This is a genomic window from Helicobacter pylori (assembly GCA_008032935.1).
Lineage (GTDB): Bacteria > Campylobacterota > Campylobacteria > Campylobacterales > Helicobacteraceae > Helicobacter > Helicobacter pylori_CX.
In genome coordinates this window covers 532,365-553,535 of the sequence record CP032039.1, presented here as the reverse complement: position 1 = coordinate 553,535, position 21,171 = coordinate 532,365, and the positions used below count along the sequence as shown (strand labels likewise).

26 protein-coding genes, 3 pseudogenes and 1 riboswitch are annotated in these 21,171 nt (G+C 40.2%); of the genes and pseudogenes, 5 read left to right on the top strand and 24 right to left on the bottom strand.

The window, feature by feature from the left end; all coding sequences use genetic code 11:
• Nucleotides 1-11: 11 nt before the first annotated feature.
• The 8 genes and pseudogenes from D2C78_02835 to D2C78_02800 all read right to left on the bottom strand — a co-directional run bounded on the left by D2C78_02835 (nucleotide 12) and on the right by D2C78_02800 (nucleotide 8,444).
• Nucleotides 12-799 (bottom strand): annotated as a pseudogene (locus D2C78_02835) (tryptophan synthase subunit alpha).
• A complete protein-coding gene (gene trpB / locus D2C78_02830) occupies nucleotides 796-1,977 on the bottom strand; it encodes a tryptophan synthase subunit beta (protein ID QEF34972.1) in 1,182 nt (393 codons plus the stop codon). The pseudogene D2C78_02835 and the gene trpB overlap by 4 nt, the downstream one beginning before the upstream one ends.
• A 1-nt stretch (nucleotide 1,978) precedes the next feature.
• Nucleotides 1,979-3,337, bottom strand: coding sequence for a bifunctional indole-3-glycerol-phosphate synthase TrpC/phosphoribosylanthranilate isomerase TrpF (gene trpF / locus D2C78_02825; GenBank protein ID QEF34971.1), 1,359 nt, complete (start codon nucleotides 3,335-3,337; stop codon nucleotides 1,979-1,981).
• Nucleotides 3,330-4,336, bottom strand: a pseudogene (gene trpD, locus D2C78_02820) (anthranilate phosphoribosyltransferase). The gene trpF and the pseudogene trpD overlap by 8 nt, the downstream one beginning before the upstream one ends.
• Nucleotides 4,333-4,917: an aminodeoxychorismate/anthranilate synthase component II gene (locus D2C78_02815; protein QEF34970.1), complete on the bottom strand. Its 585-nt coding sequence runs from the start codon at nucleotides 4,915-4,917 to the stop codon at nucleotides 4,333-4,335. The pseudogene trpD and the gene D2C78_02815 overlap by 4 nt, the downstream one beginning before the upstream one ends.
• A pseudogene (trpE, locus tag D2C78_02810) lies at nucleotides 4,914-6,415 on the bottom strand (anthranilate synthase component I). The gene D2C78_02815 and the pseudogene trpE overlap by 4 nt, the downstream one beginning before the upstream one ends.
• Before the next feature lie 165 nt (nucleotides 6,416-6,580).
• Entirely contained in the window at nucleotides 6,581-7,639 is a 1,059-nt protein-coding gene (locus D2C78_02805) for a lipopolysaccharide heptosyltransferase family protein (GenBank protein ID QEF34969.1), read from the bottom strand.
• A 67-nt stretch (nucleotides 7,640-7,706) separates the two neighbouring features.
• Nucleotides 7,707-8,444 (bottom strand): 5'-nucleotidase, lipoprotein e(P4) family, encoded by a 738-nt coding sequence (locus D2C78_02800; protein QEF34968.1) that lies wholly within the window; start codon nucleotides 8,442-8,444, stop codon nucleotides 7,707-7,709.
• A 131-nt stretch (nucleotides 8,445-8,575) separates the two neighbouring features.
• Between D2C78_02800 and D2C78_02795 the strand changes: the two genes are divergently transcribed.
• Nucleotides 8,576-9,124 carry a polyisoprenoid-binding protein gene (locus tag D2C78_02795; protein QEF34967.1) on the top strand — a complete coding sequence of 183 codons (549 nt, stop codon included), beginning with the start codon at nucleotides 8,576-8,578 and terminating at the stop codon, nucleotides 9,122-9,124.
• Between the two features lie 64 nt (nucleotides 9,125-9,188).
• Here the strand turns inward: D2C78_02795 and tenA are convergent, their stop codons facing one another.
• A complete protein-coding gene (gene tenA, locus D2C78_02790; GenBank protein ID QEF34966.1) occupies nucleotides 9,189-9,842 on the bottom strand; it encodes a thiaminase II in 654 nt (217 codons plus the stop codon).
• A gap of 718 nt (nucleotides 9,843-10,560) precedes the next feature.
• Here tenA and D2C78_02785 point away from each other — a divergent pair.
• From D2C78_02785 to D2C78_02770, 4 genes are all read left to right on the top strand, one after another.
• Nucleotides 10,561-10,911, top strand: coding sequence for a pantothenate kinase (locus tag D2C78_02785; GenBank protein ID QEF34965.1), 351 nt, complete (start codon nucleotides 10,561-10,563; stop codon nucleotides 10,909-10,911).
• A 23-nt stretch (nucleotides 10,912-10,934) separates the two neighbouring features.
• Nucleotides 10,935-11,405: a hypothetical protein gene (locus D2C78_02780; GenBank protein ID QEF34964.1), complete on the top strand. Its 471-nt coding sequence runs from the start codon at nucleotides 10,935-10,937 to the stop codon at nucleotides 11,403-11,405.
• A gap of 87 nt (nucleotides 11,406-11,492) precedes the next feature.
• Nucleotides 11,493-11,602: riboswitch (TPP riboswitch) on the top strand.
• Nucleotides 11,592-12,254 (top strand): nicotinamide riboside transporter PnuC, encoded by a 663-nt coding sequence (locus D2C78_02775; GenBank protein QEF34963.1) that lies wholly within the window; start codon nucleotides 11,592-11,594, stop codon nucleotides 12,252-12,254. (Overlaps the previous riboswitch by 11 nt.)
• Complete coding sequence (locus tag D2C78_02770; GenBank protein QEF34962.1) at nucleotides 12,242-12,856, top strand: thiamine diphosphokinase; 615 nt, start codon at nucleotides 12,242-12,244, stop codon at nucleotides 12,854-12,856. The genes D2C78_02775 and D2C78_02770 overlap by 13 nt, the downstream gene beginning before the upstream one ends.
• A 636-nt stretch (nucleotides 12,857-13,492) precedes the next feature.
• Here D2C78_02770 and rplQ read toward each other — a convergent pair.
• The 15 genes from rplQ to D2C78_02695 form a co-directional block, all read right to left on the bottom strand.
• Nucleotides 13,493-13,843 (bottom strand): 50S ribosomal protein L17, encoded by a 351-nt coding sequence (gene rplQ, locus D2C78_02765; protein QEF34961.1) that lies wholly within the window; start codon nucleotides 13,841-13,843, stop codon nucleotides 13,493-13,495.
• Nucleotides 13,843-14,877 (bottom strand): DNA-directed RNA polymerase subunit alpha, encoded by a 1,035-nt coding sequence (locus D2C78_02760; protein ID QEF34960.1) that lies wholly within the window; start codon nucleotides 14,875-14,877, stop codon nucleotides 13,843-13,845. The genes rplQ and D2C78_02760 overlap by 1 nt, the downstream gene beginning before the upstream one ends.
• 11 nt (nucleotides 14,878-14,888) lie before the next feature.
• A complete protein-coding gene (gene rpsD / locus D2C78_02755; protein ID QEF34959.1) occupies nucleotides 14,889-15,515 on the bottom strand; it encodes a 30S ribosomal protein S4 in 627 nt (208 codons plus the stop codon).
• Between the two features lie 9 nt (nucleotides 15,516-15,524).
• Entirely contained in the window at nucleotides 15,525-15,920 is a 396-nt protein-coding gene (locus D2C78_02750) for a 30S ribosomal protein S11 (protein ID QEF34958.1), read from the bottom strand.
• Nucleotides 15,921-15,942: 22 nt separating this feature from the next.
• Nucleotides 15,943-16,305 carry a 30S ribosomal protein S13 gene (locus D2C78_02745; protein ID QEF34957.1) on the bottom strand — a complete coding sequence of 121 codons (363 nt, stop codon included), beginning with the start codon at nucleotides 16,303-16,305 and terminating at the stop codon, nucleotides 15,943-15,945.
• Between the two features lie 3 nt (nucleotides 16,306-16,308).
• Complete coding sequence (gene rpmJ, locus D2C78_02740; GenBank protein QEF34956.1) at nucleotides 16,309-16,422, bottom strand: 50S ribosomal protein L36; 114 nt, start codon at nucleotides 16,420-16,422, stop codon at nucleotides 16,309-16,311.
• Nucleotides 16,423-16,500: 78 nt separating this feature from the next.
• A complete protein-coding gene (locus D2C78_02735; GenBank protein ID QEF34955.1) occupies nucleotides 16,501-16,719 on the bottom strand; it encodes a translation initiation factor IF-1 in 219 nt (72 codons plus the stop codon).
• The gene (gene map, locus D2C78_02730; GenBank protein QEF34954.1) at nucleotides 16,719-17,480 is read right to left on the bottom strand and encodes a type I methionyl aminopeptidase; all 762 of its coding nucleotides are present in this window, start codon (nucleotides 17,478-17,480) and stop codon (nucleotides 16,719-16,721) included. The genes D2C78_02735 and map overlap by 1 nt, the downstream gene beginning before the upstream one ends.
• Nucleotides 17,480-18,742: a preprotein translocase subunit SecY gene (gene secY / locus D2C78_02725; GenBank protein ID QEF34953.1), complete on the bottom strand. Its 1,263-nt coding sequence runs from the start codon at nucleotides 18,740-18,742 to the stop codon at nucleotides 17,480-17,482. The genes map and secY overlap by 1 nt, the downstream gene beginning before the upstream one ends.
• A 37-nt stretch (nucleotides 18,743-18,779) precedes the next feature.
• Complete coding sequence (locus D2C78_02720) at nucleotides 18,780-19,181, bottom strand: 50S ribosomal protein L15 (GenBank protein ID QEF34952.1); 402 nt, start codon at nucleotides 19,179-19,181, stop codon at nucleotides 18,780-18,782.
• A 17-nt stretch (nucleotides 19,182-19,198) separates the two neighbouring features.
• The gene (rpsE, locus tag D2C78_02715) at nucleotides 19,199-19,642 is read right to left on the bottom strand and encodes a 30S ribosomal protein S5 (protein QEF35805.1); all 444 of its coding nucleotides are present in this window, start codon (nucleotides 19,640-19,642) and stop codon (nucleotides 19,199-19,201) included.
• 14 nt (nucleotides 19,643-19,656) lie between these two features.
• Nucleotides 19,657-20,013: a 50S ribosomal protein L18 gene (locus D2C78_02710; protein QEF34951.1), complete on the bottom strand. Its 357-nt coding sequence runs from the start codon at nucleotides 20,011-20,013 to the stop codon at nucleotides 19,657-19,659.
• A gap of 13 nt (nucleotides 20,014-20,026) precedes the next feature.
• Nucleotides 20,027-20,563: a 50S ribosomal protein L6 gene (locus D2C78_02705; protein ID QEF34950.1), complete on the bottom strand. Its 537-nt coding sequence runs from the start codon at nucleotides 20,561-20,563 to the stop codon at nucleotides 20,027-20,029.
• A gap of 10 nt (nucleotides 20,564-20,573) precedes the next feature.
• A complete protein-coding gene (locus D2C78_02700) occupies nucleotides 20,574-20,969 on the bottom strand; it encodes a 30S ribosomal protein S8 (GenBank protein ID QEF34949.1) in 396 nt (131 codons plus the stop codon).
• A 9-nt stretch (nucleotides 20,970-20,978) separates the two neighbouring features.
• The gene (locus D2C78_02695) at nucleotides 20,979-21,164 is read right to left on the bottom strand and encodes a 30S ribosomal protein S14 type Z (protein ID QEF34948.1); all 186 of its coding nucleotides are present in this window, start codon (nucleotides 21,162-21,164) and stop codon (nucleotides 20,979-20,981) included.
• Nucleotides 21,165-21,171 lie beyond the last annotated feature (7 nt).

Below are 21,171 nucleotides of genomic sequence, written 5' to 3'. Positions count from 1 at the left end.
ACCTAAAAGCCTTAAAAAATCATTCCTCCTATAAACCCTTTAATTTTTTCTAGCATGGCGTTTTCATCGTTCAAATTTTCTTCTATGATTTTGACTAACGCTGAGCCACAAATCACGCCATCAGCACCCATGCCTTTAGCGTTTGTGATGTGTTCTTTTTGAGAAATGCCAAAGCCCAGTAAGGCTGGGGTAGAGCTAAAGGTTTTTAAGGTTTTGATGATCGCGCTTGCATCATTCTCTAGAGCATGGCTTATCCCTGTAACCCCACTCCTGGCTAAAGTGTAGATATAGCCTTGCGAATGCGTAGCGGCTTGTTCTAAATCTTTACTGCTCGCGTTAGGGCTGGCGATAAAGATTTGTTTGATTTGGTGTTTTTGAGCGGATTTGATGACCAATTCTTTTTCTATTAGGGGCATGTCCGCTATTAAAACGCTATCCACGCCGCATTCTTTGATTTGAGCGTAAAAACCATCAACGCCATAAGAAAAATGAGATTCGCATACGCTAAAAGCCCTATGGGAATGTCATGGTTGTAACCTCTAATCTTTTTTAAAAGCTGGAAATTTTTAGCCATGCTAGCGTGTTTTAACGCCCTTAAATGGCTCGCTTGTATGGTAATGCCATCCGCTACGGGATCTGAGAAAGCAAGACCCAATTCCAAAGCGCTCACCCCGCTAGCCATTAAGGTTTTAATGATTTCAAAACTCAATTCATAATTGGGATCGCACAAGGTTACAAACGGGATAAACGCCATTTTGTCTTGTTTTTTTAAGGTTTCAAACATGTTTTGATACCTCATTTTAAACCCCCTTTTAAAGCGTTATAAACGGTGCTTAAATCCTTATCCCCTCGACCGCTTAAATTCACTACAATAATGCTTTCTTCTTCGCATTTTTGAGCGAGTTTTAGGGCATACGCTAAGGCGTGTGAGCTTTCTAGCGCTGGGATAATGCCTTCTTTTTGGCATAACAAACTGAAAGCTTCTAGCGCTTCAATATCGCTTGCGCTCTCATAAACCGCGCGCCCAATCTCTTTTAAATAGCTGTGTTCTGGCCCCACTCCTGGATAATCAAGCCCGGCGCTAATGCTATGGCTTTCTGCAATCTGGCCTTCATCATCTTGTAAAAGATAGGTTTTATTCCCATGCAAAATCCCCACACGCCCCTTATTCAAAGTCGCCCCATGCTTATTGGTTTCTAGCCCTAAACCGGCTGGCTCTACGCCTATGAGTTTGACCTCTTTATCGTTTAAAAACGCGCTGAATATCCCTATAGCGTTAGACCCCCCTCCAACGCATGCGATCACATAATCAGGCAAGCGGTTTTCTTTTTCTAGAATTTGGCTTTTAACTTCATCGCCTATCATTTTTTGAAAGGTTTTAACCATTGTGGGGTAAGGGTGCGGCCCGGCGGCTGTGCCTAGCAAATAATGCGTGTCCTTGTAACTGCTCGCCCAATCTCTCAAGGCCTCATTCACGGCGTCTTTAAGCGTCGCACTCCCTGAATTAACTTCTCTCACTTCAGCGCCCAATAAGCGCATTCTAAAAACATTCATTTCCTGGCGCTTGATGTCTTTGCCTCCCATAAAAATCACGCACTTTAAGTTCAATAACGCGCAAGCGATAGCCGTTGCAACGCCATGCTGCCCAGCGCCCGTTTCAGCAATAATCCTTGTTTTACCCATTTTTTTCGCTAAAAGGGCTTGCCCTAAGGCTTGATTAGTCTTATGCGCCCCGCCATGGATTAAATCTTCTCGTTTTAAATAAAGCTTAACTTTAGGGTTAGAAACGATGTTTTGACACAAGGTTAAAGGGCTGGGACGGCCCACAAAATCTTTTAAAAGATGAAAATATTCTTTTTGGAATCCCTCATCTTTCAAACACGCATCAAACGCCTGTTCTAATTCTCTTAATGCAGGCACTAACAACTCTGACACAAAACTCCCTCCAAACTCCCCAAAATACGCTTTTTGATTCATTTTAATACTCTCTTAAAATTCGGGCTAATCGCTTGATTTTATCCTTATTTTTAATCCCGGGGCTTATTTCTAAACCGGAATTGAAATCCAAACCCAACGCTTTAATCTTCAAGGCTTTTTGAATATTATCCAAATTAAGCCCACCAGCTAGCATGAAAGGCGTTTTGACATTTTCTAAAATTTCCCAATCAAAACTCACGCCATTGCCTCCCATTTTATCCCCCTTAGTGTCGTATAAAATCAGAGAGGCTTCTTGAATTTTAGGCACTAAATCTTTAGCGCTCATCACGCTTATTACTTGCCAAATCGCGCAAGTTTTAGGGAGCGATTTTTTTAATTGAGCGATTTCTTTTTGCGAATAGCCATAAAGCTGCACCGCTTTTAAATCAAGCTTTTTAGCGATTTTTTGAATTTTTTTAATGCTATCTTTCACAAACACGCCCACAAAATCCAATTTTTTAACCGCTTTTGTGATTTTTAGGGCTTCTTTAGGCTTGATGTATCTGGGCGAAGATTTTTCAAAAATCAAACCCCCATAAATGAAATGGTTTTTATAAACGGCTTTAGCGTCTTTAATCCTTGTAAGCCCGCACACTTTATTTTCGCCTAAAATCAATTTAACACACGCTTTTTTCAAATCCTTTTCTTTCATTAAAGAGCTGCCCACTAAAAAGCCATTCACATAAGGGGCTAGGGCTTTGATTTGTGTGTGCGAATGAATACCGGACTCACTCACCACGAGCGCGTCTTTAGGCAAGAGAGAGCGCAATTTGAGCGTGTTGTTAATGTCGGTTGTCAGGGTGTGTAAATCCCTGTTATTGATGCCTATAATGTCGTATTGGAGTTTGAGCAAGCGCTCAATTTCTTGCTGGTTGGAAACTTCAGTTAACACACTCATGTTTAAAGATTTGGCGAGGTTGAAAAGCTCTAAATAATTTTTATCATCTAACGCGCTTAACATTAAAAGTGCCGCATCAGCTCCCATAATCCTAGCAAGTTTGATCTGAAAAGCATCAATGATAAAATCTTTGCATAAAATAGGCTTAGTGGAATGCTGCGAAACGATCTTAATGTTTTCATAAGAGCCTAAAAAATATTTAGAATCAGCTAAAACTGAAACGCAAGAGGCAAATTTTTCATAAGTCTTGGCTATTTTTAACAGATCAAAATCTTTTCTGATTAAACCTTTAGAGGGCGATGCTTTTTTACATTCTAAAATAAAGTTGGTTTTTTTTTCTAGTAACGCTTTTTTAAAATCCCTATCGCTTGGAGTTATGTTTGCGGGCAAGGTGTGATTTTTTTTGAGCGCAGAGACTTCTAGGAGTTTGTCTTTAAGGATGTTTTCTAACACGCTAGGCATGGCTTAGCCTTATGATTTTTTGCAAATGCGCATAAGGCGCTTTGGTTTTTAAATGCTCTAAAGTCATGCCCACGCCCTCTTTTAAATCTTTAGCTTTATGGCTTAAATACAACAAACTCGCCACATTCGCCACAACCACCATCGTGTGCGAATCCTTTCCTTTATTTTCTAAAATATCTAAGCACGCTTGAACGCTTTCTTTGGCGTTTTCAATCTGTAATTCTTTCAAATCATAGGGGGGTAAGTCAAAATCTTTAGCGCTCAAGTCATACTCTAAAATTTCATTATTTTTCAATTCACACGCATGCGTAATGTCATGCAACACGATTTCATCTGTCCCCCTCCATTAACCACCATCGCCCTTTTAACGCCTAAAGCCTTCAACGCTAGAGCCATAGTCTTACACAAGGATTTTTCATACACGCCTAAAAGCTGGATTTTGGGCCTTAAGGGGTTGATTAAAGGCCCTAAGCAATTAAAAATCGTTTTAGTGAAAAGCTCTTTTCTTAAAGGGGCGGATTTTTTAAAACTTTGATGGTATAAGGGCGCGAACAAAAACCCAAAATGCGTTTGTTTGAAGCAATTCTCTAATTGCATGGGGTTCATTTCAATATTCACGCCTAAATTTTCCAACAAATCCGCGCTCCCGCTATGACTGGACACGCTTCTTGATCCATGTTTGGCCATAGGCAATCCCATAGAGCTGGCAATGAGTGCGGCAATCGTGCTGATGTTAATCGTTTTTAGCCCATCGCCCCCTGTGCCGCAATTATCTATTAAATCCAAGCCGCTGTTAAAAGGCTTAGGGGCATGCTCTAAAAGCGTGGCCGCAGCAACGCTAATCTCCTTAAAGCTCTCGCCCTTGATTTTTAAAGCGCACAAAATGGCCCCAAGTTGCGCCGGGCTTACTTTTTCGTTGATAATGAGAGTGAATAACTTTTTAACTTCTTCATCGTTCAAATCTTTTTGATGATAAAGAGCGTTTAAAATCTCTTTCATAATAACCCTTCTAAAAACCCTACGCTTTGCTCCAACAGCGCCCTCCCTTGTAAAGTCATGATGCTTTCAGGGTGGAATTGATAGGCTAAAATTCTATCTTCTTCATTGACAATAGCCATAGGGATATTGTCATGTTCGGCGATCACTTCTAAATTTTTAGGCAACCCGCTCGCCATTAAAGAATGGTAACGCCCCACCACCATGCTTTCCCCTAAACCTTTAAAAACGGCATGCTTTTTGAGCGCAATAGTCGTCGCTTTGCCATGCACGATTTCTTTGCTCCTTATGATTTTAGCCCCATAGCTTTGCGCTAAAGCCTGTAAGCCTAAACAAACCCCTAAAATGGGGAATTTCTTTTTAGCCATTTCAATGATTTTTAAAAGATTGCCTGAATTACTAGGGTTACCAGGCCCGGGTGAAATGAACAATAAAGGCGTTTTTGATTCTTCATTCATCAAATCCATAAGATAACTCGGATCAATATCGTTTTGATAAACAGCCACTTCATAACCCAAACACTCTAATTCATACACCAAGTTATAAGAGAAAGAATCAAAATTATCTATAAAAAAGATTTTCATAAGCTTGTTTTCCTGATCGCATCAATAAGGGCTTGCGCTTTGGCTCTTGTTTCATTCGCTTCGTTTTGCGGCACGCTGTCTAACACGATACCGGCTCCTGCTTGGATCAGCGCCCTATTGTTTTTAACAAAACATGAACGGATAGTGATGCAAGAATCCATAGAGCCCTCGCTATTTAAATACCCCACGCTCCCCCCATAAGAGCCTCTCCTTTGGTTTTCTAATTGGTAAATGAGCTTGATCGCAGAGATTTTAGGCGCTCCGCTAAGCGTGCCGGCGTTCATAAAACTCCTGTAAGCATGCAAACTATCGCACCCTTTTTTCAATTCCCCCACAACCCTTGAGACTAAATGCATGACATTGGAATACTTATCCACTTTTAAAAGCTTATCGCAATAGCGTTTTTTTGAAACTCTGGCCATGTCGTTTCTGGCTAAATCCACTAGCATGATGTGTTCAGCCCTTTCTTTATAGTCGTGTTGCAAATCAAATTCCATTTTACTATCCAAATCGTAATCAATATTCCCTTGTTTGTCCTTACCTCTTAAACGAGTGCCAGCAATGGGATAAATTTCAGCCGTATTCATTAGGGCGTTGTATTTTAAAGCGCTCTCAGGGCTTGCCCCAAAAAGGATAAAATCGCTGTCTTTAATATAGAACATATAAGGGCTAGGGTTAGAGAGCTTTAAATGGTAATACGCGCTCAAACCCTCCAAGCACTCCATATAAAAGCTACGCGACAACACCGCTTGAAAAATCTCGCCTTTTTTGATTTCTTCTTGTAAGGATAGCACCCTTTTTTCAAACTCGCTATCATCACAACTAACGCTAACTTCTGTGCTTTGCTTAGCTTTTTTAGGGATAAAATCGCTTTTGATGTTTTTAGCCAACTCTTTTAAATCCTGTAATTCTTTAGCTATCTCTGTTTTAAAGCGTCCATCAAAACACGCCCCCAAAATTTCAGCGCTTTTTTCTTTATGGTCTATGATGATCAAATTTTGCGCGACATAAAAATAAAGTCATGCGCGGTGTTGTCTTGTGCTTTTAAGTGTGGTAAATCTTCAAAAAAATTGAGCATTTCAAAAGAAAAAACGCCTGCGCTTAAAAGCATAAAAGGGTGTTTGGGTTTTGTTTTAACGCTTTTAAAAAGCCCCCTCAAAGCGTCAAAGGGGCTAGGTTCAAAGAGTTTTAAAAACTCATCTTGCGTTTTTTTATTTTTGGTGTAGGTTAAAATTAGGGCATTGTCTTGTATAGGCGTTTTAAAAAACGCGCTCAATGTTTGCAAAAACGCCCCGCCATTAGGCGTTAGGCTAGTGATAGTTACGATATTGTGGTTGCAAATTAGCTTCAAACAGGCTTTAGCCATTAAAAGGGATTTGGTGTGCGCTTTGCTCTCAATCTCAGCGCTTTCAAAAAGCAAGGTGTGTGGTTGCTCTAACTTTTCATAAAGAGCTAGGGGGTAGGGAATGTAAGGGGCTTTTTCTATGAGACTAACCATCAATTTCTTCACGCTAAAAATAAACTCGTATTTTACAAGAAATAGATAAATGAGCACAAAATCTTATTAGCCTAGTTGGTGCGAGAGCTAATCTAGCTTAAATTCAAATTGAATCCCTCAAGGCTCAATTTATGAGGAAATTAGAAATTTTAATGTTTGTTGCGGTTATCTTTCTTGCGCGTGATGAGAAAGATTTTTTGTGATAAATCCCATAATCTTTTCGCTTTCTTTTTTAATGTCAATCAAACCCATGTCGTTTGATCCATTAGGTGGGGTGATGCCTAAAAATTGTTCGTTGAAAGGCCGCCATCTGGCAATAGAGGCGGTGAGTTCGTTAGGGTAAAACCCGATAGATTGGTTGTCAAATAAAGCGTTCACATGCAAAGGGCCTGAAGCGTTCCCGATATAGACGCTTAAATTCGTGCACAATTTGGCTAAATCCACTAAACTATGGCTCGTATCATAGAGATGAGCGAAAGGGGCTTTTTTAAGGAGTTCTTCTGTGGCTTTCCTCTCGCCTGGCCCGCAAATAAGAATGATCTCACAACTTAATTTTTCATGCAAGATTGCAATCAACTCAATGAAATGCGAGGCAGGCAATACGGGCGAACTGCCTCCGCTATGCATATGCACGCCGATCCACAATAGATCAACATCAGCGTTGAGTTTTGAAGCGATGATGGATCGCTCTTTGAATTTGTCTTTAAGCTTCCATGCGATTTTTTTAAGTTGGGCGTTAGGGAGGTTGTGATCTTTACAAAACACATGGATGAGATCCAAATTGTATTCGTATTCGGTTTTTAAACATAAAGAGCGGTTTTGGCGCACGCTCTTTTGATAAAACCAAGAATAGATTTTAGTCTTTGGGGCTAGGATATAAGGAATAAATTTCCTCAAACTAAAAGCGAGTCTGGCGTTTTTAAAATTAGAAAATAAAAAGATAAGAGCGTCAATGGATTTACTTTTGAGAGTGGCACTCAAACGGTTGTCTTCTATAATGACTTCATCAATGAAAGGGAATTCCAAGGCTATTGGGGTGGTATAGCTAGGTACAACCACGCCCAAATACACTTCTTTGCCTTTTTCTAAAAAAGCATGCTTGAGAGCGATTAAAGCGGGTATGGCTAAAATAAAATCGCCTAACTTATCGTTACGGATTACAAAAACTTTTTGAGAGTTTTCTTTATCTTTACATTTTAAATCTTCAAACCCTACAAAATCCATGACTCCGCCTAAGAGATCAAATTTTTTGTCATGTTAGCAAAAATCGTTCTTATGCGATGGATAAATTTTATTTTTTATTCTGCCATGCTTTTATGGGCCCATCTTCCCATGTGCCATAAAGAGAGTTGGGTAAAATGATCCACTCTGTGCCGAATTTTTGAGCGTTTTGCAAGACTTTAGCCCGTTGTTCTTGGCTGTTTTTAGCGTCTTTAGCAAAAAGCGCGTCAAAATCATGCAAAGTATCGCCCACTTGTAAAACAATCTCATAATCCTTAGCAACTAACTCTCGCCTAACGGCTTTAGGCTTGCCTTTTTCTTTTAATAAAACGGATTCTTCACTCACTTGGGGGAGTTTAAAACTTTTGAGCGTTTTTAAGGTGAATACCTTATTTTTTTGCGTGCGGTTAGAAATGTAAAAAATCTTAACGCCCTTAGAATTAGCGTATTCTAAAAAGTCTAGCGCTCCAGGAATGAGCGAAAGAGAGCCTTCTTTTTCAAATTTATCCCAAGTTTCTGGGGTGTATTTAATGCAATTTTTGATCAAATAGCCCGAATAATCCGCCGTGTTTAAAACGGTTTCATCTAAATCCAAGATGACGGCTGGCTTTTTGTCTTTAACGAGCTTGAGATTATTGTCTAGCGCCATTTTCGCCATTTTGTAACTTTGCAATTGCAAGGCCCTGATCTCAGCGCTTTGCTGATGGTATTTAGCGCTTTGAATCAAGGGCGAAACGCATTCTTTGGCATTTAAAACACTCATCAAACTCAATCCTAATAAAACTGATGCAAAGGTCTTTTTTATCATAACAACACCTACCTAATGGGGATTTTTTGTATTATACCTTAAAACAGATGATTAGGAGTATTTTTATCATTAACCATTAACCGAATTGTTGTATAGTTGGCTTTTTTAATTCAAAATGAAGTGAGGAAACAATGAAAAAAGCGTTAATATCCACCCTTTTTGGTGTTAGTTTGGTGTTTGCAAAACCCTATACGATTGATAAGGCAAACTCTAGCGTGTGGTTTGAGGTCAAACACTTCAAATTCAATGAAACAAGAGGCGTGTTTGATAGTTTTGATGGCAAAATTGATGCCGATCCTAATACCAAAGCTCTCAATGTTTTTGAAGGCAAAATTGATATTAAGAGCATCAACACTAGGAACAAAAAAAGAGACGACCACCTAAAAACAGCAGAGTTTTTTGATGCACTAAAATACCCAAAAGGGAGTTTTAAAATGACAAAATACGAAGATGGTAAAATCCATGGGGATTTGACCCTTCATGGCGTAACCAAACCTGTCGTATTGGAAGCCAAAATCCAAGCCCCCTTGCAAAACCCCATGAATAAAAAAGAATTCATGGTATTACAAGCTGAAGGCAAAATCAACCGCAAGGATTTTGGTATCGGTAAAACATTTAACGATGCTGTCGTTGGAGATGAGGTAAAGGTTGAAATCAAACTAGAAGCTTACGCTCAATAATCGTTTTGCAAGAGATAGATATTTTCTTCTCTTGCGTTTTTCTAACAGGACAAAAACTTTTACTTTAACTTTGATACGCCATATCCCAAAACAGATATTCGTATTCGCTTGTAGCGATAAAAATCTCCTTTAATTTTTCAATTTCTTGTTTTGAAGAAGCGAGGGTGAGGGAATCAAGCAAATTAATGTTCCAAGTTACACACGCTTGAAATTCTTTTGAACTATAGCCCTTAATCCAATGCCCATAAAAGGCATGTTCTAAAGCGTTGGGGATTTGGCTCAAATTTCGCGCGATCACTAAATAGCTCCAGCCACAGGCTAAAACAGCCGCCGTAACTTCCTTAATAGAGCCCTTAAACCCTTCAGCGAGCATGTAGCTTGTATAGGATTTATTCGCTAGAGTGGGGCGCGCGTTTTGCAATTCTTTTGGAGTGATTTGAAGTTCTCTAATGTAATGGTTATGGATACTCATCTCGTTATTCAAAATATCTTGTATAGCGTTAGAAAACTCCCTCATCACCGCTTCATCACAAGCCTTAACTACGCCTAAAGCAAACACCTTAGCGTATTCTAAAAGGAACAAATAATCCTGAATGATATAAAAACGGAATTTATCTCTTCCTAAAGTCCCACGCCCTATGCCTTGAACGAACGGATGGGAAATACAATCCCCCCAAATAGATTGCACGTTTTGATACAGATATTGTGAAATTTGCATTTTTACACTCCTAAAATCAATTCAATACGCATTCTAACACGAAAGCTTGTGATATGGTATAAAAATTTGTTGTTAAAAAGGTTTGTGAGCAGGCTCTTGCTTTCAAAAATTGAACGCTGTATTAAAATATCTGTGATTTTGAATAGCGATTAATGATATTATAGGGCTTGTATTGGTTGTTTAAGATTGGCTATCCTTTGTAATCATAAAAGGTTAATTCCATCTCGCTCTGTAGGTTTTGATTTTTAGAAGTTTTTATTATGGGAACTTGTAGTATGGCACTTACAAGATAGGAGTCAATCTTAGATGCATGGTTTCAAACCTATTACAGAGCGAGATGGAATTAACCCTACCATTTATGATTGGTTTAACCTCTGTATCAAGTCACATCGGCCAAAACTCAAAATAGTTTAGCATAAAAATAAAAAAGCGTTTAATATATTCAAAACAGGCGTTCAATTTTTAAGCGGTTAGTGTAAAAACGCAATTAAAGGCTTTGATGCTTGAAACTTGACGCTCCAAAACGCTTAAAAAATGCTAAAACCATAAAACCAATGATTTACCTTAATCCTGTAATTTGTGTAGAAACAAAACACTTATTAATCTTTTTGTGATATTTTACTAATCTGTAACAATACTTTGAATGCGATTGTGGTATAAATATTCTCATCAAGGTGTGCCAAACATGCCTTGAGTCTCAATTTTTGAATCTCAATTTATGAAAGGATTTGTTATGAGTGGATTAAAAGCATTTAGTTGTGTAGTGGTTTTATGCGGTGCAATGGCTAATGCGGCTATAGCTAGTCCTAAAATAGAGGCAAGGGGTGAATTAGGCAAACTTATAGGGGGTGGTGTTGGGGGTTTTGTTGGTGATAAAATTGGAGGAGCAATTGGGGTTCCTGGAGGTCCAGTGGGTATTGGATTAGGGAAATTTGTTGGTGGCACAGCAGGAGGATATATTGGGTCTGAAATAGGCGATAGAGTAGAAGATTACATCCGTGGCGTTGATAGAGAGCCACAAGCCCCAAGAGAACCCACCTATGATCGTCATTTCGTGTATGATAGGTAGCTTTGGGCAAGAAAGGAGAGAGCATGAATATCAAAAAGCGTTTGAGCGACTGGGAATATCAATGGGCAGTGGCCATAGTCTATGCGGGATGCATATCCACAATTCCTTATAGCCTAGGCGCTGTCGATCCACTTTTTAGCCCTAAAGATAGTTATTATGCATGGCTAACACTCTTAATAGCGGCTCTATTGTCTAACCTTTTATTTGACCCTCGAGGTAGGGATTGTTATAAATCTTTCCAAGTAAGATACCCTAGGTTTCTCAAAGCCATTTTTAAGGCTAGGTTTTTTGGCGCGTTTCATGACGCTGTGTTAGGGGCAAGACTGAGGGATTTTTATATGGCACTTTTAACGATGCCCTTTATTGCCGCTATCCATGAGATCTCGGCGTATTGTGGGCATCCTAGCAATCTCCTTATAGAGGGTTTGGTTATGCTTGCTTTCTTGTGTGTTTTTGGGATTTGTTCTAGGCTTTGCGCTAAATTAGGGTGGTGATTTAACCCAAATGTCATTAAATGGAGGGGGGAGTAAAAAAATTAAAGAAACTTTAAAGTGCGTTCTCACTGATTTATGTTACAATAAGGAGCATTTAAGGGGTGCTTTTTAAAACGCTCAAGTTTTTAAAAGGCTGAGATCAAACCCGTAGAACTTGTCAAGGTAATTCTTGCGTAAGGAAATAGCATGTTAATAACCACCCAACTATCCAAACGATTTTACACCATACTCATTCTTTCTTGCGTGTTTTTAACCATCACTAACATCCTTGTCAAAGGCTCGTTTATCAATCTTTTAGCGGGGCTTAGTGGGGTTTTGTATGCGTTTTTTGCCGGAGAAAGGCAAACGATTTGCTTTGTGTTTGGTCTTGTTTACAATTTGAGTTACGCTTATGTCGCTTATCAGTGGAAATTAAACGCTGATGTGATTTTATGCCTTTTTTTGTATATGCCGGTAACGATTTATGGGCTGTTCGCATGGAAAAAGACAGAGCAGCATGAAGGCGTTATCAAGGCTCAAAAACTTCCCAAAAATTGGCGTTTTATACTCATTTTAGGCATAGGGGTTTTAACTTGTGTGAGCGCTTTGTTTTTTAAAGAGATTAAAACGAATTTTTTATGGGCAGAGAGTTTTAATTTCGTCATCTTTATTATTGCTTTTATTTTGCAGGTTTTGCGTTATATGGAGAGTTATGTTTTAATGACTTTGGGGAATATCGTGTCTATTATCGTGTGGTTTTGTATTTTCCAAATTTCTACAGAGAGCTTGGTGCAACTCTTCACAACGATTCTATACCTTTTTATTGGCTTGTATTATTTTAACCGCTGGAATCAGTCATGCAAGCAGTGATTTTAGCGAATGGGGAGTTTCCTAAATCTCAAAAATGCTTAGACATTTTAAAAAACGCTCCCTTTTTAATCGCATGCGATGGGGCTGTCCAGTCCTTGCATGCGCTTCAATTCAAACCCAGCGTTGTTATAGGCGATCTAGATAGCATTGATTCGCATTTGAAAGCCTTGTATAACCCTATACGCATGAGCGAACAAGACAGCAACGATTTGTCCAAAGCCTTTTTTTATGCTTTGAATAAAGGCTGTGATGACTTTATTTTTTTAGGGTTGAATGGCAAGCGAGAAGATCACGCTTTAGCGAACACTTTTTTATTGTTGGAGTATTTTAAATTTTGCCAAAAAATCCAAGCCGTAAGCGACTATGGTCTTTTTAGGGTGTTAGAAACCCCTTTTACCTTGCCCAGTTTTAAAGGGGAGCAAATCTCGCTTTTTAGCTTGGATCTTAAAGCCCGATTCACTTCTAAAAACCTCAAATATCCCTTAAAAAACTTGCGTTTAAAAACGCTCTTTTCTGGTTCGCTCAATGAAGCTACAGATCATTTTTTTAGCCTTAGCTCTACACCTAAATCGGTGGTGTTGGTGTATCAAAAGTTCTTATGAGCGGGTTTTGCTAGGCAAGTTTTTGTCTGTATGTTGTGTCAAGTTAAGAAGCGTTTGAGTTAGCAAGTATAGAAAGATTGATTCAGTTTCGCTTTGCGTGGAGGTGGTAGGTTTAGTGTTTTTAATGTGCATTGTGTGGCGGACACAATGATAGGAGTTCATATTTTTTCAACAAAACCATTACAAAGCGACTAAATCAACCTATCACTCATATCGGCTAAAATCCAAAGCAGTTTAGTATAGAGGAATAGCCAATATCTAGCATGTCTAAAACACAATCCATCTAACTCAATCTCCAGCAGTTGGATTTCTTACAATCATCAAACCAATTGGAAATCTCAATAAAAATGCAAGAAATGCCGTTCAATTAAAGGGTGGGATAAAAGCCAGTGCGAGTTTTGAGTTTATTTTAATTTTTTAAAAAATAGGGTTTTAGTTACTTTATTTTTGCAGTTTGGAGGTTATCGCTTAACTAAGCTCTTTTATATTTTGATCACAGAAAATGTTTTTTAGCATTTTTTAAATTTCATGATCAATAAAACAAAGTCAAAGCTTTTAAGTGCTTCTTTTAAAAGGATAAAATCAAAGCGATAACCACCAACCAAGACTAAATCTTGGCTAGCAGTTCATCAAATTTCACACAAATTCAATGGTGGCTAGAGTGGAAGCGTCCCCTCTTCTAAAAGTGGTGCGTTGGATCCTGGTGTATCCGCCATTCCTTTGTGCGTATTTGGGCGCGATTTCGGTTACAAGCTTGTGGGTGGCTTCTTTGTTTTGCAAATAGGCAAAAACATGGCGGTGCGCGTTAAAATCGCCCACACGAGCCGCTGTCGTTAATTTCTCAATGTAACTGCGCAACTCCTTAGCTTTATAAATCCCTGTTTCAATTTTGTTATGCTCAATCAAAGCGATCGCTAAATTCTTTAATAACGCCTTCCTGTGCGAGCTGGTTCTCCCAAGCTTGCGGTATCCGTGTTTGTGTCTCATCAGTCGTTACCTCCTTTATCTTCTAATTTTTCTAATCTTTTCTTTAAACTCTCTCTTTGTTCAGGGCTTAATTCTGTGCCTACCGGATAGCCCAAATCATTCAATTTTTCAGCGATTTCATCATAGGATTTTTTACCCATGTTTTTCACGCCCTTAAGCTCTCCTTCGCTCATCAACACGAGTTCGCCCACATACTTGATGCCGATTTTATCCAAGCAATTAAAACACCTGGCACTCAAATTCATGCTTTCAATCTTAGCGCTCAAATCTTTAGCGTCATCTCTTTGAGCGTAATCGCCTGAATACTCCGTGTTAGCAATGGGTCTTTCGCCAAAAACGCCCAGTTGCTTGCTCATCACTTTCACCGCTGATAAAAACGCTTTATAAGGGTCAATCTGCCCGTCTGTTTCAATATCAAAAATGATTTTTTCATAGTTGGGATCGCCCTCAACCAAAACATTTTCAATCTCATAAACGACCTTTTTAATCGGCGTGAAAGATCCGTCTAATGGCATGTAGCCCTCAGGCATCAATTCCCTTGTGTTTTCGCTTGGGACATACCCCATTCCTTTATAGATAATGAGCGAAAAATTCAATTGAGCGTCTTCGTTGATTGTCGCTAGGGGCATTTCCGGATTGACGATTTCTATATGCTCAGAATTCAAATCCCTAGCCCTAAGCTCCATAGGCCCTTTAAAAGAATAATCCACCACAACCGATTGGTTTTCTAAAGAGCTATCCTGCCCCACTAACGCCTTAGCTATAAAGCGGATATTCTTTAAATTCATGATAAAAAGCGACACATCTTCAGTAACCCCCCTTAAAGAGTCAAACTCATGATGCACACCTTCAATCTTTAAACCTACAGGAGCATACCCCACAGAGCTTAAAAGCAAGAGTCTTCTAATAGGATGAGCGAGCGTAACAGCGTAACCAAACTCAAATGGAGCCAGAGAAATCTTAACCCGATTGCCCTCTTTCTCTAGCACCTTAATTTCTGATGGGATCAAAGGTGCTGTTTTGATAACTTTCATGCTCTAACCCCTTACTTAGAATACAATTCTACAATGAGTCTTTCTTCAATAGGGACAACCACTTCTTCTCTTTCAGGGTAGCGGGTGAAGATGCCGTATTTTTTATCTTTTTCCACATCAATCCATGGCACAATCCCTGTTTGAGCCGTCAATTCCATCGCGCGCACCACTTGAGGGTTGCTCTTGGTTTTTTCTTTGATCTCAATTTTTTGCCCTGAACGCACGAAATAAGAGGGAATATCCAAACGCTTACCATCCACAAGCACATGCCCATGCGTTACCAATTGCCTAGCAGAGCTTCTAGTGGTCGCAAACCCCATGCGATAGACAACATTATCCAATCTTCTTTCAATCAAGCGGATAAGGTTTTCACCCGTATTGCCGTCCAAGCGATTGGCTTCCACAAAAATACTCCTGAATTGCTTTTCAGAAATGCCATACATCATTTTAGCTTTTTGCTTTTCTTTCAATTGCAACCCGTAATCAGAAGTCTTAGCGCGTCTTTGCCCATGCTGGCCTGGCCCATAAGCCCTTTTATCTAGTGCGCTCTTCCCGCTCAATCGCCTTTCACCTTTTAAAGCTAAAGAAACCCCAAAACGCCTTTCTAGTCTTTCTACTGCGCCTCTATATCTTGCCATAAAGCCTCCTTACACTCTTCTTCTTTTAGGGGGTCTGCAACCATTATGAGGGAGCGGGGTGATGTCTTTAATCCAAAGCACTTTAACGCCCTCTGTCGCGCCCACGCTCTTAATAGCGGTCTCACGCCCACTTCCTGGCCCTTGAACCTTAATGCCCACTTCTTTAACGCCATGCTCTTTAGCCTTGCTTAGAGCGCTTTCTACAGCTTGTTGGGCCGCATAAGGGGTGGATTTTTTAGAGCCTTTAAACCCTAAACCGCCCGCCGTGCTCCAGCAAATCACATTACCCATTTCATCAGTGATAGTGATGTTGGTATTATTAAAGGTCGCTGAAATATAAACAACCCCTCTAGCAATATTCTTTTTGACTACTTTCTTTTTAGCCGTTACATTTCTCTTAGCCATTAAATCATCATCTCCTTATCCGCTACTTGCTACCCACGGTTTTTTTCTTACCCTTACGAGTCCTAGCATTATTTTTGGTGGTTTGGCCTCTTACAGGAAGACCCTTACGATGCCTGATCCCACGATAATTCCCTAAGTCCATTAAAGATTTAATATCCATTTGAACTTTTTTACGCAAATCGCCCTCTACTAGGTAGCTTTGTTGGATTTTTTTAGCGATACTAGACACTTCATCTTCACTCAATTCATGCACGCGCTTGTCAAAAGAAATGCCTACCGCTTCTAAAATCTCTCTGGAACTCTTAAGCCCAATCCCATAAATATAGGTAAGGGCATACTCTACTCTCTTCTTTTTTGGTAAATCCACACCAGCAATCCTTGCCATGCTTTATCCTTGTCTTTGTTTGTGTTTAGGGGTAGCGCAGATCACTCTAATAACGCCCCTTCTTTTAATGATTTTGCACTTATCGCACATCTTTTTCACTGATGGCCTGACTTTCATGATTTTTCTCCTTTGAAAAAATTAGGCACTATTAAAAGCTTTTATACTAACATATTTTCATTGAAATAACCCTTAAATTCATTTATATCTAAAAGTTATCCGACCCTTGTCTAAGCTATAGGGCGTAAGCTCTAGCTTGACCCTATCGCCTAAAGCAATCCTAATATAGTGCATGCGCATCTTTCCAGAAATACGGCACAACACCACATGCTTATTGTCTAATTCCACCTTAAAAGTGGCGTTAGGCAACGCCTCAATCACTTTTCCATCCACTTCTATAACATCATCTCTTGCCATTAACGCTCCGTAAGAATCACTGCTTTATTGCCAACTATAGCGATAGTATGCTCATGGTGGCTTGTGTTAAGCCCATCCACTGAAACCACGCTCCACTTATCCGCTAGTATTTTAGGCTCGCCCTGTTTTTGACACACCATAGGCTCTAAGCAAAATACCATGCCCTCTTTGATTTTAGGGCCGCTATTAGCCTTGACGCCTTTTTCTAGGTAGTTGGGGATTTCTGGCTCTTCATGGGGTTTTTTACCAATGCCATGCCCACAAAATCCTTTCAAAGGCACAAAGCCCCTTTCTGTAATAGCGCTCTCTAAAATCTGACTCAACTCTTTAAAATGCATGCCCACCCTGATTGAATTAATGGCATGCATCAAGCTCTCTTTAGAGCAAGCGAGCAATTTTTCATCTTGCGGGCTTATCGCGCCTATGGGAAGCGTGAGGGCTGAATCGCCATAATAGCCATCCACCTCCACCCCCAAATCCAAGCCTATAATATCCCCTTCTTGTAAAACATAATCCGTAGGAATGCCATGAATGACCACCTCATTTAAGGACATGCACACAGAGTTAGGGAAACCATAGAGCCCCTTAAAAGCAGGCCTAGCATGCGAGGATTTGATAAAATCTTCAGCCATTTTATCCAGCTCTAAAAGTGAAACCCCAGGCCTTACTTCTCGCTCTAAAAGGGCTAACGCTTGTGCGGTCAATTCCCCAGCTTTTCTTAGAGCTTTGATTTCTTTTGGGCTTTTAATAGAGATCGCCATTAAAAGCCTACCGCGCTTAAAGTTTTATACTTGCTCATATAAATTTGCGCTTCAATCTTTTTCATGGTGTCAATAGCGACTTGAACCACAATCAGCACCGCCGTGCCTCCAAAATAAAAAGGCACGCCCATAGCCTTAACCAGAATCCAAGGCACGGTAGAAATGAGCGCTAAATACAACGAACCCCACAAAGTGAGCTTGCTCGCTACAGAATTTAAAAACGATGAAGTCCCCTCTCCAGGCCTAAGCCCTGGAATATACCCGCCATTACGCCTTAAATTATCCGCAATATCCTTAGAATTGAACACGATAGAAGAATAAAAGTAAGCAAAAAAGATAATGAGTAAGAACATCAAAATATTATACGCATACCCTTGCGGGCTTAAAAAATCCGCAATCGCTTGCAAGGTTTTGTTGCTTGTGGCTTGCTGCAAAATCGTAGAAGGGAACACGAGCAAAGCTGAAGCGAAAATAGGAGGGATCACCCCGCTTAAATTCAACTTAATGGGAATGTAATTCATGATGCGCTTGTTTTGGTTTTGCATCACCACTTTACGCGCATAAGAAATAGGGATCCTGCGCTCGGCTAATTCCACATAGATAATCGCAAAAATAGTCGCTAAAACAATCAGCACAATACCAATGAGCATTAAGATATTAATAACGCCCGTATTGACCAAGTTGAATGTGCCTGAAATAGCCGATGGGATCCCTGAAACAATCCCGGCAAAAATAATGAGACTGATCCCATTCCCCACGCCCCTTTGCGTGATTTGCTCCCCTATCCACATGAGCAGCATCGTCCCTGTAAGCATAGAAAACGCTGAAACGATCATAAAGACTTGCATATCAATCATGATCGCTCCATTGACTCCTCCGCTAATGCTCCTTAAGCCCACTGAAACGCTCACCGCTTGGATTAGGGTGATTAAAATGGTCAAATAGCGCACAATTTGCATGTATTTTTGCATGCCGTCTCGCTCTTTTTTCATTTTAGCCAGGTTGGGGAAAGTCGCGCTCAAAAGCTCCATGATAATTGAAGAAGTGATATAAGGCATGATACCCAAAGAGATAATGCTCAAGCGAGAAACCGCATTCCCGCTAAACATGTTAAACAACCCCAAAGCGTTGTTGGAATTGCTGTCAAAAAAAGCCTTGATCGCTGCTAAATCTACGCCAGGAATGGGGATATAAGCTAAGACTCTGTAGAGAAATAAAAAACCCAAAGTGATGAGTATCTTACTAGCAATAGCTTTATTCATATTAACTTATTCCTCTCCAATCAAGCTGATAAGGGCATTACTTCTGCCCGCTTGTTTTGATTCTCTCATCTTTAATTTTAGAAGCTAGGTTTTTAGCGTCTTTACCGATCAATTTCACGCCTTCAATATAAAGGGGGAAATGGTGCAAAGCGCGCAAGCTTGAAAAAGTGATTTCTTCTAAATTTTTAATCGCTCCATTCTTTTCTACATTGATAGAATAGATATGAGAATCTTTAGTCCTAAAACCTATTTTAGGCAAACGGCGTTGTAAGGGTTGTTGCCCTCCTTCAAAGCCTCTTTTAGCCTTATAGCCTGTCCTTGCGGTTTGGCCTTTACCGCCCCTTGTGGCCGTCTTTCCCATGCCGCTTCCTTGACCACGGCCCACTCGTTTGATTTTTTTAACGCTACCTTTAGCCGGTTTTAAATTTTCTAATCCCATCATCATATCCTTTTTAACTACGCCTTGATTTTCGCTAAAGCGTCAAAAGTCGCGCGCACCACATTATAGGGGTTGTTGGAGCCTAAAGATTTGGTGAGAATATCCTTAATGCCTGCTAGTTCCACGATAGGGCGCGTTGAACCCCCAGCAATCACTCCCGTTCCCTCACTCGCCGGTTTGAGTAAAATACGGCTTGCGTTGTATTTATGCTCAATATCATGAGCGATAGTTGTGCCTTTAATGGTTACATGGATTAGGTTTTTAAACGCATCATCTACCGCTTTTTTAATCGCATCAGGGACTTCCTTAGCCTTGCCCAAACCAAAGCCTACAAGCCCATTTTTATTGCCCACAACCACTAAAGCGTTAAAACGAAACCGCCTACCGCCCTTAACCACTTTGGTTACACGACCAATATTCACAACGACTTCTTGAAACTCTTCTCTGTTAATTTCTTCCATATCTTTCCTTTCTGTCATAGAGCGATCCCGTTCTCTCTCAAGCTTTCAGCAAACGCTGCCACCACGCCATGATAGAGGTAACCATTCCTGTCATAAACCGCTCGCTCAATCCCTGCTTTTTTCAATTCTTCAGCAAAGAGAGCGCCTAATTTCTTAGCGTCTTCTTGCGTGTTTTTAAAGCCCATTTTCCTGCCGTCAATATGCGTTATGGTGCTTTGTTTAACATCATCAATCGCTTGTGCATAGAAATAGCGATTCGAACGAAAAACGCTCACCCTAGGCCTTAATTTATCGCCCAAGAGCTTGCTTTTAATCCTTAATTTTCGGCGATCTCTTAAGGCTTTCTTTTTATACAATGCTTTCGCGTTCATCACTCCACCTTATTTATTTTTTAGCTGTTTTACCAGCTTTTCTAATAATGACTTCATTGCTGTATTTCACGCCCTTGCCCTTGTATGGCTCTGGGGGTCTGAAGCTCCTGATTTCAGCGGCGACTTGCCCTACTTGTTGCTTATCGCTCCCTTTGATCGTGATCGTGTTTTTTTCCACCACCATTTCAATCCCTGCTGGAATGGGGTATTTCACCGGGTGGCTAAAACCCAAACTCAAATCCAAAGTTTTATTGCCCAAAGCCACCTTATAGCCCACGCCATTGACTTCTAAAGTCTTACTGAAACCGGCACTTAAGCCTGTTACAATGTTGTTGGCTAACGCCCCATAAGTCCCCCAATAAGCCCTAGACTGCGCGTCTTCGCCCACAGGCTGGAAGCTCAATTGGTTGTTTTCAAGCGTGATTTTCACTCGGTTGTGAGTTTCTAACTCATGCTTTTCTTTGCTGTTTTTAAAAAGAAGCTTGCTCCCTTCCACGCTCGCTTGCACAGAGCTTGGGATTTCAATGATTCTTTTCCCGATTCTTGACATTTCTAATCCTTTACCAAATGCTGCAAAGCACTTCGCCACCGACATTTTGTCTGTAAGCTTCTTCGTTGGTGATCACCCCCTTAGAAGTGCTTACCACAATCACGCCATAGCCATTTTTAAAGCGCTTCAACTCGTTTTTTTGCTTATACACACGACGACCGGGCTTGCTTAAGCGCTTCACTTCGCTGATTTTTGAATGCCCTTTTTCATCATAAGCCAATTGCACATAAACCGATTGTTTCTTGTCTTTATCTTTGATATTGAAATCTTTAATGAAACCTTTTTCTTTAAAAATCTCTAAAATAGAAACCACGATCTTTGCGTAATAAAGCTGTGTGAATTCTAAGCGGCGCATAGAAGCGTTTCTCAAACGAGTTAATGAATCTGCAATTATATCATTTACCATATCTTATCCTTACCAACTGGCTTTTCTCAAGCCTGGGATGAGTCCCTCACTGCCCATTTTTCTTAGGCACACCCTACAAAGTCCAAAATCCCTATAAACCGAATGAGGTCTCCCACAAATGCGACATCTGGTATAAGCCCTTACTTGGAATTTTGGTTTCCTTTGAGCCTTTGCTATCATTGATTTTTTAGCCATATTAACC

Bases quoted from the DNA above. Each gene is read 5' to 3' on its own strand.
- D2C78_02735 (QEF34955.1), bottom strand. From the start codon at position 16,719: ATGGCAAGAGATGATGTTATAGAAGTGGATGGAAAAGTGATTGAGGCG.
- rplQ (QEF34961.1), bottom strand. From the start codon at position 13,843: ATGAGACACAAACACGGATACCGCAAGCTTGGGAGAACCAGCTCGCAC.
- trpF (QEF34971.1), bottom strand. From the start codon at position 3,337: ATGCCTAGCGTGTTAGAAAACATCCTTAAAGACAAACTCCTAGAAGTC.
- D2C78_02785 (QEF34965.1), top strand. From the start codon at position 10,561: ATGAAAGGATTTGTTATGAGTGGATTAAAAGCATTTAGTTGTGTAGTG.
- D2C78_02720 (QEF34952.1), bottom strand. From the start codon at position 19,181: ATGGGATTAGAAAATTTAAAACCGGCTAAAGGTAGCGTTAAAAAAATC.
- D2C78_02695 (QEF34948.1), bottom strand. From the start codon at position 21,164: ATGGCTAAAAAATCAATGATAGCAAAGGCTCAAAGGAAACCAAAATTC.
- D2C78_02760 (QEF34960.1), bottom strand. From the start codon at position 14,877: ATGAAAGTTATCAAAACAGCACCTTTGATCCCATCAGAAATTAAGGTG.
- tenA (QEF34966.1), bottom strand. From the start codon at position 9,842: ATGCAAATTTCACAATATCTGTATCAAAACGTGCAATCTATTTGGGGG.
- rpmJ (QEF34956.1), bottom strand. From the start codon at position 16,422: ATGAAAGTCAGGCCATCAGTGAAAAAGATGTGCGATAAGTGCAAAATC.
- D2C78_02705 (QEF34950.1), bottom strand. From the start codon at position 20,563: ATGTCAAGAATCGGGAAAAGAATCATTGAAATCCCAAGCTCTGTGCAA.
- D2C78_02780 (QEF34964.1), top strand. From the start codon at position 10,935: ATGAATATCAAAAAGCGTTTGAGCGACTGGGAATATCAATGGGCAGTG.
- D2C78_02775 (QEF34963.1), top strand. From the start codon at position 11,592: ATGTTAATAACCACCCAACTATCCAAACGATTTTACACCATACTCATT.
- D2C78_02770 (QEF34962.1), top strand. From the start codon at position 12,242: ATGCAAGCAGTGATTTTAGCGAATGGGGAGTTTCCTAAATCTCAAAAA.
- rpsE (QEF35805.1), bottom strand. From the start codon at position 19,642: ATGGAAGAAATTAACAGAGAAGAGTTTCAAGAAGTCGTTGTGAATATT.
- trpB (QEF34972.1), bottom strand. From the start codon at position 1,977: ATGAATCAAAAAGCGTATTTTGGGGAGTTTGGAGGGAGTTTTGTGTCA.
- D2C78_02805 (QEF34969.1), bottom strand. From the start codon at position 7,639: ATGGATTTTGTAGGGTTTGAAGATTTAAAATGTAAAGATAAAGAAAAC.
- D2C78_02800 (QEF34968.1), bottom strand. From the start codon at position 8,444: ATGATAAAAAAGACCTTTGCATCAGTTTTATTAGGATTGAGTTTGATG.
- D2C78_02700 (QEF34949.1), bottom strand. From the start codon at position 20,969: ATGGTAAATGATATAATTGCAGATTCATTAACTCGTTTGAGAAACGCT.
- D2C78_02815 (QEF34970.1), bottom strand. From the start codon at position 4,917: ATGAAAATCTTTTTTATAGATAATTTTGATTCTTTCTCTTATAACTTG.
- map (QEF34954.1), bottom strand. From the start codon at position 17,480: ATGGCGATCTCTATTAAAAGCCCAAAAGAAATCAAAGCTCTAAGAAAA.
- D2C78_02750 (QEF34958.1), bottom strand. From the start codon at position 15,920: ATGGCTAAGAGAAATGTAACGGCTAAAAAGAAAGTAGTCAAAAAGAAT.
- D2C78_02710 (QEF34951.1), bottom strand. From the start codon at position 20,013: ATGAACGCGAAAGCATTGTATAAAAAGAAAGCCTTAAGAGATCGCCGA.
- rpsD (QEF34959.1), bottom strand. From the start codon at position 15,515: ATGGCAAGATATAGAGGCGCAGTAGAAAGACTAGAAAGGCGTTTTGGG.
- D2C78_02745 (QEF34957.1), bottom strand. From the start codon at position 16,305: ATGGCAAGGATTGCTGGTGTGGATTTACCAAAAAAGAAGAGAGTAGAG.
- secY (QEF34953.1), bottom strand. From the start codon at position 18,742: ATGAATAAAGCTATTGCTAGTAAGATACTCATCACTTTGGGTTTTTTA.
- D2C78_02795 (QEF34967.1), top strand. From the start codon at position 8,576: ATGAAAAAAGCGTTAATATCCACCCTTTTTGGTGTTAGTTTGGTGTTT.